The organism is Sphingomonas sp. NCPPB 2930 (assembly GCF_042867205.1).
In the GTDB taxonomy this organism is placed as follows: Bacteria; Pseudomonadota; Alphaproteobacteria; order Sphingomonadales; family Sphingomonadaceae; genus Sphingomonas.
In genome coordinates, this window is record NZ_JBHZQU010000006.1 from 1 (window position 1) to 13049 (window position 13049).

A 13049-nucleotide genomic window follows, 5' to 3' on the forward strand; every position below is an offset into this window, starting at 1 on the left:
ATCCCTTCGATCGCGCCTGCTGGCGGCATGAGATCGAGCATCGGCTCACCAAGCCAAACCATCCCTGGACCAACGGCTAGGTCGAACGGATGAACCGCACCATCAAGGACGCAACGGTCAAACGCTATCACTACGACAGCCATGACCAGCTTCGACAGCACCTCCAGCTGTTCATCGACGCCTACAACCATGCCCGCCGGTTGAAGACGCTCCGCGGCCTCACACCCTACGAATATGTCGCACGCATCTGGACAGAAAACCCGAGCCGATTCAAAATCGATCCGTACCGCCACTCCCCAGGACTAAACACCTAGATCATGGGCGTCGCGCCACCAGCCAGCACTACGTGTCGACAGCCGCGATATCCTGGTCAGCCGCGACCATCAGAGACGGCGTCGACATGGTTGAAAAGTCTAGATGCATGAACGGAAAGGTATCGACCCCGGCAATGATCCGACGCGGCACCCAAAATTGGAAACCGGGTTCTACAGCGGTCAAATCCTGCCCCCGCAACCATACACACCCAACATCCTCATACATGAGCCGCCACGGCATAGCCGATGGCGGATCGGCGCGTTCACGCCTTAGCGACGGCGCCCCGCCCTTCGGCGGCAGGGCCGCTGGCGAATCTTGGCTCTCCGCCAATTCCACCACCTCGAATCTGTGCCCCACCCAGCCGCGCTTGCGTGCCGCTTCCGCCAGCGACGCGTCGTGCGCCATGGCTTGTGGGTTAGCTGCTGCCCAGGCGACGGCGGGAGGCGTATCCTTTTTCGGTCAACGGTGACGGGAAAGGAGCAGGTCATGTCGAAGAAGATCGTAGCGCCGGTTTACGTCGCGGCGATGGCGCGGGCGGAGGCGGATCCGGCGTCAGCGCGGTTTTGGGTCGGGCTAGATATCGGGTTCAAGAGCACGGCGGTGTGCGTCGTGGATGTCGACGGTGCGGTGGTCCACCAGGTGTCGATGAAGAGTCACGCGACCGAGATCGGCCGCTATCTGCGCCGCAACTTCAAGTCGCACGTGACGCTGATCGGCATGGAGACGGGCGGCTTGTCGCCGCACCTGGCAGGCAAATTGCGCGAGCAGGGTTTCCAGGTGGCGGTGCTCGACGCGTTGCAGGTCCACCGGGTGCTGTCGGTGAAGCGCAACAAGACAGACACCAACGACGCGCGCGGCATCGCCGAGATCACGCGCAGCGGTCGCGACTATCTGACCGAGGTCTACGTCAAGTCGAACCTGTGCTTCGAGGTTCGGGCGTCACTGATCATGCGCGACCGCCTGGTCAAGCAGCGGCGCGAAACCGAGGCGATGATCCGCGGGCTGGTCCGGGTCTATGGCGGGCGGATCGAACCCGGCAGCGACAGCCCGGCGACGTTCCGCGAACGGGCCATCGACCAGCTGTGCCTCATTGCCGACACCGAAGCTGTCGACCTGCGGCCGCGGGTCATCCCGCTCCTCGACCTGTGCGAGCGTTTCTACATCGAGGCCGGGCGGATCGAGCGCGAACTGGACTTGCTCGCGGCCTCCAATCCGGTGTGCAAGCGGTTCATGGAGATCTCCGGCATCGGCACGATCACGGCGCTGTTCTTCTATAGCGCGATCGAGGACCCGACACGGTTCCGGCATGTCGACGATGTCGCGGCCTATCTGGGTCTGACCCCGCGCGTCTACCAGTCGGGTGAGAGCCTGACACATGGCGGGATCAGCAAGATGGGTAACCAGCTGACCCGCACGCGTCTGGTCGGGGCTGCGACCGTCATGCTGGCGAACACCAAGTCGTTCAGCACGCTCAAGGACTGGGGCATGAAGCTCAGCAAGCGCGTCGGCTTCAACAAGGCCAAGGTCGCGCTCGCCCGCAAACTGGCAATCGTGATGTTCAGCCTGTGGCGCGACGGCACCCACTTCATGGCCAAGGCCGCTGATGTGGGGCCGCACCGCGACCTGATGCAGGCGCGCGCGACCGCATAGACAATTCCAGGTTCACACCAGGTTCGTCCGCACAAGAGCGACGAAACCGTCCTCCCGGGAGGCGGAGGGACAGGACACTTCGGGCCTAAAGGTGAGGTGGCGACAATCTCGTGACGCTTGTTGAAGCTCCACCCTTTGCACGTGAATGCCCATACTGCGGCAGGTGACAGGCCCAACGGCCATCGCAAAGCGCCCGACCGCGAAGAGACTGTTGCACTCCGGGAGTGATGACGGGTGATCTTGCAAATATCCGCGAAGGAGCAGATCATGAGGTAGCGTAAAGAAGTCGGGATATCCCTCGCACCGAGGGGCAGCAGCTAGAGACTTTCCGCGATTTCGCGTGACCCCAAAACACCTCCGTCCGGCCGCCGCCCAGATCGGCGACGATCCGCCAGTAATGGCTGAACGGGGCAGAGGTCGGCCCGATGGTCTTCACATAGCTGTTATTCCGCCATGACCCGGTCTACCTGCTCAAGCGAATAAAAATCGCGTTATAGCAATGGGATGTCTAAGCCGTAGATCACCCCGCCTCCCTGCCACATCACCATCGCGCATTTTTCGCAGCAACCAACCCTCTCCACGCGCGTCCCACCCACGCAACGGGAAGGACTGGCGATGACGAGAACGGCGGTGGTGACGGGTGGGAGCGCGGGTATCGGCTTGGCGACGGCCGAGGCGTTGGCGAAGGCCGGATGGAATGTCGCGATCATCGCGCGGGATGCGGCGCGGCTGGAGGAGGCGCGTGCCATGCTCGTCAAGCATGGCGGCGGGGTTCTTGCGATCAGCGCGGATGTCGCCGATGCGGCGGCGGTCGATGCGGCGGCGGACCGGATCGAGCGGGAGTTGGGGCCTATCGAAGCTTGGGTCAACAATGCGATGTCGACCGTCGTCGCGCCCGCCGACCGGATCAGTGCGGAGGAATATCAGCGTGTCACCGCGACCACCTATCTCAGTCAGGTCTATGGCGCGCTGGCCGCGCTGCGGCATATGAAACCGCGTCGGCGCGGGGCCGTCATCCAGGTTTCGTCGGGACTTGGCATCCGGGCGGTGCCGCTTCAGGCCGCCTATTGCGCGGCCAAGTTCGCCGTCTCGGGCTTCACCGACGCGCTGCGCGCCGAGCTGATCGCCGACAAGGTGCCGGTGACGCTGACCGTCGTCTATCTGCCCGCCGTCAACACGCCGCAGCCCGGCTGGGCGCGCAATCATACCGGGCACGAGCAGGTGCTGCCCGATCCGCTGTTCGATCCGCGTGTCTGCGCGGAAGCGATCCTGTCGGCGATCGACAGGCCGGAGCGTGAGATCTGGGTCGGCCGATCGACCATCCAGATGGCGATCGCCCAGTCGCTGGCCCCCGGTTTCGCCGATCGGCAGGCGAGCGGCTTCGCCAAGGACCAGTTGGGTGCCCCGACCAGCAACAAGCCGGGCAATCTCGACCAGCCGGTCGCCGGTCCTGCGCGGATCGACGGCGACTCGACCGATCGAGCGATCGACAATAGACGCGAGTTCTTCACGTCGCGGCAGCGCGATCTGCTCAAGCTGGGCGTCGGCGGTGGCCTTGCGGGCATCGGCGCGCTGGCCGGGTTCGGCGTGTCCCGCCTCTTCGCCCGCCCGAACCGCTGACCGACAGGAGGACAGGATGGCCGATATTGCCACCCAGACCCGCCGTCGCGAGATCGCGACCGAACATCTGCTGTTCAAGACGATGGAATATGTCGAGCGACAGCATCCCGGCCTGCTCGATTTCCTGGAGGACAGCCTCGACCATCTCGGCGATCCGGCGGACGGCGTGGACAAGGATGATGCGGCGGTGCAGGCGATCGCACGCCGCATGATCGCCGGTGCACGGCGCGAGGGCGGCTGAGCCCGGCCGATGGCGCTTCACTTCGTCGGCTTTCGCGGTGAGGAATATGTCCGCGCCATACGTGTCTTCGGCCCGCCCGACTTCATCCATATCGGGTGGGACCGTTGGGCGCGGCTGGAGGTGATGCAGGACGACGTCGCGGTGTTCGCGACCGGAACGGCGGAGGACGAACCGTCGGCTTACAGCTTTCCCGATATTCGCGAGCCGTAACGCGGCGGACATTCCTTATCGGCCATCACCCGACCCGGCATGACCGCCAGTAGGGGTTACGCACCCGGCACCCGCAGGCGGAAGGTGGCGGGTGTCAGGGCCAGAAGGTCGAGCGAACCGCCATGCGCCTGGGCGATCCGGCGCGCGAGGCTGAGGCCGATGCCGGTGCCATGGGTCTTGGTCGTGGCAAAGGGGCGGAAGATGGCGGTGGCCTGGTCGGGGGGAATGCCTCGCCCATTGTCGGTGACGTCGATGGCGACCAGCCCGTCCTGTCCGCTCACCGACACGGTCACCGCCGCCCTGTCGGCATCCGCGGCTTCGACGGCATTTTGCAGCAGCGCCCAGATCGCCTGGGCAAGCTGGTCGCGATCGACCATTCCGGTCCGGGGCACAGGGATCGCGATCGTCAGGACTGCGTCGGGCCAGCGGCTGGCGAAGAGCCGCGCCAGATCCTCGATCAGCTCATTCAGGCGGACGGGTTGCTTGACCGGCGGGGGCAGGCGGGCCAGCGACCGATAGGTCTCGGCAAAGCGCTGCAACCCCTCGGCATGGCGCGCGAGGGTCGTCAGGATTTCCGGCAGAAGATGGCGCTCGTCGCCCTTCGCCTCGATCGCGGCGAGCCCGCATTCGGCAAGCGAGACGATCGGCACCAGGCCGTTGAGCAGCTCATGGCCCAGCACCTGGATCATCTCGGCCCCAGCACGCGCCTCCGCCGTCCGCTCCTCGCTCTCGACATCGACCAGCGCGACGACGGATTTCGTGCCGAGTTCGACACGGTCGGCGCGCCAGCTTCGTCCGGCATGGCGGAGATGCGTGGCCTCGCGATCGAACAGGGGCGGCGGGGGCGGCAGGATACGGTCATCGGTATCGAACAGGCGGCGTGCGGCGCGGTTGAGCGCGCGGGCACCCCCTCCATCGACCAGCAGCAAGGGGGTAGGGGAGGCGTCGAGCAATGCGCCGTGGACCAGGGCCTGGCGATCCGCCTCGCTCGCGGTCGGCGGTGCGGTGATGGCGGAGCGCCCGGTCGCCAGCAGGCTGCGCAGCGTCAGCCATGCGATGGCGAGCAACGCACCGGCCATGGCCAGCCACAATCCATGCGCCCATGCCAGACCCGCCGCCGCCCCCGCCATGGCGAGGGACAGCGCCGTCGCGATCGCGGATCGCCCGGCGCTAGAGGCCATGCTGCGCCATGCGTCGGTAGAGCGTTCCCCGGCTGATCCCCAGGGCCGAGGCCGCGCGCGAGATATTGTGCCGATGCTCCTTCAACGCGGCCTCGATCATCGATCGTTCGGCATCCTCCAGGCGGAAAGCGGGCGCCGCGTCGGTCGCGACCGACGGCGAAAGGGGGCCGACGGGGCGGAGCGCGGCTGCGTCGATCACCCCGTCATCGGACAGCAGGACCGCGCGCTCGACCGCCGCCGCCAGCCCGCGCACCTCGTCGGGCCAGTCGGTCGCGGCCAAGACCGCTTCGGCGGCGGGCGTCAGCCGGACCGAGGCATGACCATAGGCCTCTGCCGCGACCTGGGCGAAATGACGCGCCAGGACCACCGCATCGTCCCGCCGCGCATGGAGCGGCGGCACCGCGATCTCCAGGGTGCAAAGGCGCCGGTGCAGCGCGGGGGGCAGCGATCCCAGCCCTTCCGCCACGCTGATACACCGCAATCCGGGCGGCAGCCGGTCGAGCAGCCGCGCCTGGGCCACCGCGTCCAGCCGGTCCGGGTGGCGCAGAAGGAGGGTGCCGTGCGCGCCGTCGAGCGACGGCCATTGCTCCGGATCGCGAAGGTCGATCCGCAGCGGCGGGCGGTCCGCCTCGCGCGACGCGGCATGGACCGCCAAGGCCGCCAGGGTGCGGCCCGATCCGGATCGGCCGGTGACGCAGATATTGGCGACGGTCGGCCCGACCCGCCGGATCGTCGCGCGCATGCTTTCCATGGCGACGGAATTGCCCAGCAGCATGAGGCCGCCACCCGATCGATCCCCGGACGGGCTTGCGGCGGGACCGCGCGCGCCGATCGCGGCCGTGCATTTCGCGAGCAGATCATCCTTGCGCCACGGCTTCATCAGGAAGTCGCGCGCGCCCGCCTGCATCGCGGCGACCGCGATCCGGATGCCGCTGTGCGCGGTGATGACGATGATCCGCGCATCGGGGTCCTCGGCCATGATCCGCGCGATGCAGGACAGGCCTTCCTTGCCGTTCGTCCGACCCGCGGTGAAGTTCATGTCGAGCAGGATCGCGTCATAACGACGCCGCGCGAGCAGCGAATAGGCCGCCTGAGGATCGGCCGCGATGTCCAGCCGGTGCCCGGCCAGCCGAAACAGGATATCGGTCGCGCGCGCCACGACGGGATCGTCCTCGACCAGTAATATCGTCCATGGGCTTGACAGGTCGGGCGACTGTCCGTCGGCGGACATAATGTTCCGTCCTGCTTGGGCCTGGGTCGACGCCCGACAGGAGAAGTCTTTGTTCATAAGGGGTTGGCGTTTCCGGCGCTGGACAGTGACACTCCATCCATGATGACCGATCATCCGGGACGTGCAAGGGGCGGCGACAGGGCGCGCCCGGCCCGCGAAAGGATCGGGTTTCGGACGGAGAGGCGTCGATGAACAGCTTGGCCCTGACCGCGCTCTACCGGGCGACGACACGCCATATGGGGCACGCCCTGCTCAACATCGGCGGGCTGGCGGTCGGGATCGCGGCGTTCCTGGTATTGGGGCTCTATATCCGTTTCGAATGCAGCTTCGAGCGATGGATTCCCGATCATCGGCATATCTATCTCGTCCGGACCGAACTGCATCTGCCCGGCAGTCCGTTCAACGGTGCCTATCCGATGACGATGGCGGGCCTGTTCGAACAGATGCGGCAGGATTTTCCGGCGCTGGTCGGCACGCGCATCCGGGGCGGCAAGCAGGGGGGCAGCATCGTGCGAGAGGGCGATGCGATCGTCGCCGATGTCGCGCAGGTGGATCCGGGCTTCTTCGATGTCTTCGACTTGCCGATGCTGCGCGGCGACGGGCGGCGGGCGCTGGCGCACCCGTCCGGCGCGCTGCTCAGCCGGGCCGAGGCGCGTAGGCTGTTCGGGGATGCCGACCCCATCGGGCAGAGCCTGACCATCGCGGTCGATACGCCCAAAAGCTATCGGGTCGCGGGGATCTTCGAGGATCTGCCCCGGAACAGCGACCTGCAAATCTCGATCCTGGTCCCGATGCCGCGCAAGCCGCCGCCCGCGCGGTGGGATTGGTACAAATGGGGCACGGTCGATGCGATGACCTATCTGCGCTTTCCCGATGCCGCGACCGCGCGCGCGTTCGAGGCGCGGATGCCCGCCTTCATCCGGCGCCATGCCGGACAGGATCTGGGGCCCGATCCCGCCAAGGTGATTTCCCTGCCGCTGCTGCCCATCGCGCGCTTCCATCTCGAGCCGCCGGGCGGTGCCGAGGTCGGCGCGCGCAAGCTGACCGTGGTGACGCTGGGGCTGGTCGGCCTGCTGACCCTGCTGATCGCGATCATCAACCATGTGAATCTGGCGACCGCGCAGTCTGGGCTTCGGGCGCGCGAAGTGGCGATGCGCAAGGTGCTGGGGGCGGATCGCGCCCGGCTGATCCGCCAGTTCCTGGGCGAGGCGGTGGCGATGGCGGCGGTCGCGACACTGGCGGGCATGATCCTGGCCGAGCTGAGCCTGCCGCTGGTCAATGCGGCGGGCGGATTGTCGCTGGCCTTTCCCTATGCGCTGGCCCTGCCGATCCTGGCGGGCATGGCGCTGGTCGTCGGGGTGATGGCGGGCGTCTATCCGGCGATGGTCCTGTCGCGCTTCCCGGCGGCGGCGGTCCTGGCCTCCGCGCATGCGCCGGGGGGCGGGCGAGCGGGGATGCGGGGTCGTGAGGCGCTGGTCGTGATCCAGTTCGGGCTCGCCATCGCCTTCCTGATCGCCACGACGGTCCTGGTCGCGCAGACGCTGCATGTGCGGCGATCCGATCTGGGCTTTCGGCGCGAGGGGCTGATGCTCATTCCGTCGCTCGCCGACAAGCGCATCTTTCCGGATCAGGCACGCCCGATCCTGGCGGCCTTTCGCCGCCTGCCCGGTGTCGTCTCAGTCGGGGCCGCTTCCTCGGCGCCGGGGGGCGGATCGGAGAATGTGGACATGCTCGACCTGCCGGGGCGAGCGCCGCTGACGATCGGCAATCTGATCGTCGGGCCCGATTTCTTCCGGACCTATGCCCCCATATTGCTCGCCGGGCGCGTCTTCGACGATGCCCACCGCGCCGACGATGCCAGCGACTGGACCCGGTGGAAGGACGGACGCAACGTCGTCATCAACCGAGCCGCCGCGCGCGCGCTGGGTTTCCGCAGCCCGGCGGAGGCGATCGGCAAGACCGTGGGGCGCAGCAATCCCCGGACGATCATCGGGGTGATTGACCAGTTGCGCTTCGGCTCGCCCCGCGCGCCCGACATGGTCACCTTCTATCAATATCATCGCGACGGGCCGCCGAATGCGATCGCGGCCATCCGCTACACCGGGGACGCGTCGGCCATGCTGGCGCGCGTGCGGGCGACCTGGCGTCGGCTGGCGCCCCAGATACCGCTGGACGCGCGGACCGCCGACCAGCGGCTGGCGGAATTCTATACGAGCGACGATCAGGCGGCCCGCCTGTTCGCGATCGGGGCGGCCATGTCGGTTCTGATCGCCTGTGTCGGCCTATGGGGCCTTGCCTCGTTCGACACCGCGCGGCGGGTGCGGGAGATCGGTATCCGCAAGACCCTGGGGGCGTCGTCGGCGGATATCGTGCGGTTGCTGCTGCTCCGCTTCGTGCGGCCGATCCTGATCGCGAACCTGCTGGCCTGGCCGCTGGCCTATGTGGCGCTGCGCCTGTGGCTGGCGGGGTTCGACGACCGGATCGCATTGTCGCCGCTCCATTTCGTCGCGCCCAGCCTGGGGGCGATCGTCATCGCCGTGGCGACCGTGCTGGGGCAGGCCTTGCGCGCCAGTCGGGCGACTCCGGCCTGGGCGTTGCGTCAGGGGTGAGCGGCGGTGGCCCCCCGGCACGCGCCGGGGGGCTCGACGGTTATTCCGCCGCAACCCGCATGGGTTCTGCGCCTTCCATCGGCTTAAGGCCCAGCCTGGCGAACAGCGCGGCATCGGCATCGTCGCCCGCATTGCCCGCGGTCAGCAGCTTGTCGCCGGTGAAGATCGAATTCGCCCCCGCCAGGAAGCACAAAGCCTGCGTCGCCGCCGACATGCTCTCGCGGCCCGCCGACAGGCGGACCATGCTCATCGGCATGGTGATGCGCGCGACCGCGACCGTGCGGACGAACTCGATGTCATCGATCCGCGCCAGCGGCGTGTCGGCGAGCATGTCGCCCAGCACCGTGCCCTTGACCGGGACCAGCGCATTGACCGGCACGCTTTCCGGGTGGCGCGGCAAGGTGGCGAGCGCATGGACGAAGCCCACCCGGTCGCCGCGCGTCTCGCCCATGCCGACAATGCCGCCGCAGCACACCGAAATGCCCGCCTCGCGCACGTTGGACAGCGTCCCCAGCCGGTCCTCGAAGCAGCGCGTCGTGATGACGTTGGCGTAGTTTTCGGGCGAGGTGTCGATATTGTGGTTGTAATAGTCGAGGCCCGCCTTCGCCAGCCGCTGCGCCTGGGGGGCGTCGAGCATGCCCAGCGTCATGCAGGTCTCCAGCCCCATGGCCTTCACACCTTCGACCATGGCGACGACCTTGTCCATGTCGCGCTCCTTGGGGCTCCGCCAAGCCGCGCCCATGCAGAAACGCTGCGACCCCGCCGCCTTGGCCTCGGCGGCGGCCGCCAGCACCGCCTGCACGTCCATCAGCTTCTCGGCCTTCACGTCGCTTTCCGCCGAGGCGCTCTGCGAGCAATATCCGCAATCCTCGGGGCAGCCGCCGGTCTTGATCGAGCACAAAGTGCATAGCTGCACCTCGTCGGCGGCATGATACGCGCGGTGCACCTCGGCGGCGCGGAACAGCAGCTCGGGGAACGGCAGGTCGAACAGCGCGGCGATCTCGGCGCGGGTCCAGTCGGTGCGCAAATGCGCCTCGGGGCGAAGCGCGGTGGTCGTCGTCATTACGTCTGGTCCTGTCCTTCGCCCGTCTCGGGCGGCATGTTACGGCCGAGCAGCCTCAGCCCGTCCTCGGCCGCGTCGCAGGGCGCCTGATAGTCTCGCCATGGGGCAAGGTCACCCGGTATGTCCCGGTTTTCTTCGGGCAATCCGGCCTAGCAACCTTGGCACGCCGCGTGATAGGACGCGTTTTCATCTTTGTTAAGATGTCCAATTTAGTGACGGTTCGTTATCGATCGGCGGTGGGGGCCGCAAAAATTGCTGTCCATGTTCAAAGCGCTGCGGCTGGTCATGCTGGCCGTCCTGATCGGCCTTGCGCCGGGAATCGCGTCGGCCGCCGGCGTCGATCTCCATCGCTCGGTGTGCAGCGCGGCGCTGCCGGACATGGCGGGTGATGCCGCGATCGCCGCCGCGCCCTATCGCTGCGGCGCCGATGCCCCGACCGACAGCGACCAGTGGCTGTGGCTGCGGCTGGACCCGTCGCATCTCGGGGGGCTGGCCTCGCCGTGGAGCCTGCTGGTCGACCAGGTGCGGTTCGACCGCATCGCGGTGATGACCGTGACCGACCGGGGCATGACGCGCCGGAGCTGGTCGTCCTCCGACCTGGGAGGCAATTGGGCGCCGGGGGGGCTGCTGAAATTTCCGATGACGGTGCCCGGTCGTGACATTCGCGGCCTGTATCTGGGCTTTCGGCGGATCGACGACCTGTCGCTGATGCGCAAGGTCGTGGCGATGCCGGGTTCGGCGCTGACCACGGGCGAGGTGAAGTGGCTGCTGCTGATCGGGCTCTTCACCGGGACGCTGCTCTCGGCCTTTCTCTACAATCTCGTCATCCATACCGGGCGGCGTCTGGCGTTTCAGCGCTGGTATCTGCTCTGGGTTTCCGTCTCGCTCGCTTATGGGCTGGTCTGGACCAATGCGGCGGCCTTTGTGGTGCCGCAACTGGTGGGCCCGGTGGCGTTCCGGCTGGATTATGTGCTGGTCGGCCTGATGGTGGCGGCGTGCAACATGTTCTTCTTCTCGGTGATCGAGGAGGGGATATTGCCGCGCGGCTTCGTCCGGGCGGGGCGCGTGCTGGCCGTGGCGGGGGCGGTCATGGGCTTCGTGGCGGCGGCGGACATGTGGTTTCCGGTCATCCTCACCGACCGCCTGCTCAACTATGTCATCGCGGGAACCTCGGCGATCATCGCGCTGTCCTGTGGCATCGCGGTGCGGCGCGGCAGCCGGGTCATCTGGTTCTACATGATCGGCTGGGGGCCGGTCATCTGCCTGTTCCTGCTGCGCCTCGCGCGCAATCTGGGCTTCGCGCCGCAGAACGACCTAGTCGATCTGGCAACCTTCGCCGCGCTGGCCTTCGAGGCGCTGGTCCTGTCGCTGGCGATCGCCGACCGGTTCCGCCTGATCCGCCACCAGCTCGAACTCGCGCGCCAGCGCCGCGAGGTCGACATGGCGGAGACCAAGACGCTGCGGATCGCCGCGCATACCGACTTCCTGACCGCGCTGGGCAACCGCGCCGCGTTCCAGCAGCACGCCAACGACCTCATCAAGGGCCATGTCCCGTTCAGCCTGTTCCTGATCGACGTCGATTATCTGAAGGACGTCAACGACCGGCTGGGCCATGCCAGCGGCGATGCCCTGCTGCTCAGCGTCGGCTCGGCCTTGTCCCAGGCCACCCGGCTGTTGCCCGACGTCCGGGTGGCGCGGATCGGCGGCGACGAATTCGCCATATTGTGTCCCGGATCGGTCGAGGCCGAAACCGCGCTGTCCGAGGCGATCATGACCGTCCAGGGCGACCGCTGGCACCCGACCGACAGCAACTGCACCCTGTCGCTCAGCATCGGCGCGGCGCGCTATCCCGACGATGCCGACGCGCTCGACATGCTGTATCAGAATGCCGATCTGGCGCTCTATACCGCCAAGCGGCTCGGGCGCGCGCGCTATATCCGGTTCGACCCCTTGCAGCGCAGCCTGCGCGACCTGCAGCTGGAATTCACCAGCGATGTCGAGGCCGCGCTCCAGCGGGGCGAGTTCCAGCTCTATCTCCAGCCGATCGTCTCGCTGGAGACCACGCGGGTCTGCGGCTATGAGGCGCTGCTCCGCTGGAACCACCCGCGTTACGGCCTGATGGCGCCCGATCGCTTCGCCGATGTGCTGGTGGCGGAGCGGATCGGCCTGCGCATCCAGGAACATGTCCTCGAACTCGCACTGCTCCAGCTGCGCGAGCATGGCGAGCGGATGGGCGTGCTGAGCGTCAACTTCACCTCGGCCCAGCTCTCGGGCCCGCGCTCGGCGCGCAATGTCCTCGACCGGCTCGCGCATCACGGTATCGCGGCGTCGCGGCTGTGCGTCGAGGTGACCGAGGGGGTGATGCTCGACCGGACGGCGGACACGATATTGGCCAATCTCCGTATCCTGCACGATGCGGGCGTGACGATCGCGCTCGACGATTTCGGCACCGGCTATGCCTCGCTGGTGCATCTCCGCCGGTTGCCGGTGGACCGGATCAAGATCGACTGCTCCTTCGTGTCGAGCATCGAGCAGTCCGAGGGAGGGACGATGGCGATCGTCCGGGCGATCGTCGGCATGGGCACCGGCCTGGGCAAGGTCGTGGTCGCCGAAGGGATCGAGAGCGAGGCGCAGGCGCTGTGCCTTCGCGACCTGGGGTGTCAGCTGGGGCAGGGGTTCCTCTATGGCCGCCCCGCACCCGGACTGATGGCCGATCCCCTGCGCGTGGCCGCCGGACCGGCCGCGGCCAATGACGTGGCGCAGGTGGTGGCGGCCCACCACTAAGCCCGAATGGCGGGCGGCCTGCCCCCGAGTGGGACAAACCGGCCCTTTCCGCCGCAAATGGCGATGCGGTATTCTGCGTTAACATAGTTTATGGAGGCGGCCGTCGCGCTCGGCCTCGGGCGGGCCTGACCCTTTCTCCCGCTTT

The 13049-nt window shown here is 67.5% G+C and carries 10 protein-coding genes and 1 pseudogene; 7 read left to right on the forward strand and 4 right to left on the reverse strand.

All coding sequences use genetic code 11. From position 1 onward, the window contains the following. Positions 1-314, forward strand: a pseudogene (locus ACFX59_RS08895) (integrase core domain-containing protein); the annotation flags it as partial. Between the two features lie 28 nt (positions 315-342). On the opposite strand, the gene ACFX59_RS08900 reads toward ACFX59_RS08895, so the two are convergent. Continuing rightward, positions 343-720 carry a hypothetical protein gene (locus tag ACFX59_RS08900; protein WP_387431628.1) on the reverse strand — a complete coding sequence of 126 codons (378 nt, stop codon included), beginning with the start codon at positions 718-720 and terminating at the stop codon, positions 343-345. Between the two features lie 81 nt (positions 721-801). Here ACFX59_RS08900 and ACFX59_RS08905 point away from each other — a divergent pair, with 81 nt between their 5' ends. From ACFX59_RS08905 to ACFX59_RS08920, 4 genes are all read left to right on the forward strand, one after another. After that, positions 802-1965: an IS110 family transposase gene (locus ACFX59_RS08905; protein ID WP_387431631.1), complete on the forward strand. Its 1164-nt coding sequence runs from the start codon at positions 802-804 to the stop codon at positions 1963-1965. A gap of 615 nt (positions 1966-2580) precedes the next feature. Next, positions 2581-3585 carry an SDR family oxidoreductase gene (locus ACFX59_RS08910; RefSeq protein ID WP_387431634.1) on the forward strand — a complete coding sequence of 335 codons (1005 nt, stop codon included), beginning with the start codon at positions 2581-2583 and terminating at the stop codon, positions 3583-3585. Between the two features lie 16 nt (positions 3586-3601). Then, entirely contained in the window at positions 3602-3826 is a 225-nt protein-coding gene (locus ACFX59_RS08915; RefSeq protein ID WP_387431637.1) for a hypothetical protein, read from the forward strand. A gap of 9 nt (positions 3827-3835) precedes the next feature. Then, positions 3836-4036: a hypothetical protein gene (locus tag ACFX59_RS08920; RefSeq protein ID WP_309703539.1), complete on the forward strand. Its 201-nt coding sequence runs from the start codon at positions 3836-3838 to the stop codon at positions 4034-4036. Between the two features lie 56 nt (positions 4037-4092). Here the strand turns inward: ACFX59_RS08920 and ACFX59_RS08925 are convergent, their stop codons facing one another. After that, the gene (locus ACFX59_RS08925) at positions 4093-5217 is read right to left on the reverse strand and encodes a sensor histidine kinase (protein ID WP_387431640.1); all 1125 of its coding nucleotides are present in this window, start codon (positions 5215-5217) and stop codon (positions 4093-4095) included. Further along, positions 5207-6448, reverse strand: a complete 1242-nt coding sequence (locus ACFX59_RS08930; protein WP_387431642.1) for a sigma-54-dependent transcriptional regulator — start codon at positions 6446-6448, stop codon at positions 5207-5209. Before ACFX59_RS08930 ends, ACFX59_RS08925 begins: the two co-directional genes overlap by 11 nt. Before the next feature lie 188 nt (positions 6449-6636). On the opposite strand from ACFX59_RS08930, the gene ACFX59_RS08935 reads away from it, so the two are divergent. Further along, positions 6637-9057 carry an ABC transporter permease gene (locus ACFX59_RS08935; protein WP_387431644.1) on the forward strand — a complete coding sequence of 807 codons (2421 nt, stop codon included), beginning with the start codon at positions 6637-6639 and terminating at the stop codon, positions 9055-9057. Between the two features lie 40 nt (positions 9058-9097). On the opposite strand, the gene bioB is transcribed toward ACFX59_RS08935, so the two are convergent. Next, positions 9098-10120: a biotin synthase BioB gene (gene bioB, locus ACFX59_RS08940; RefSeq protein ID WP_387431647.1), complete on the reverse strand. Its 1023-nt coding sequence runs from the start codon at positions 10118-10120 to the stop codon at positions 9098-9100. 261 nt (positions 10121-10381) lie between these two features. Between bioB and ACFX59_RS08945 the strand changes: the two genes are divergently transcribed. Beyond that, positions 10382-12904, forward strand: coding sequence for a putative bifunctional diguanylate cyclase/phosphodiesterase (locus ACFX59_RS08945; protein WP_387431649.1), 2523 nt, complete (start codon positions 10382-10384; stop codon positions 12902-12904). The last annotated feature ends 145 nt before the right edge of the window (positions 12905-13049 follow it).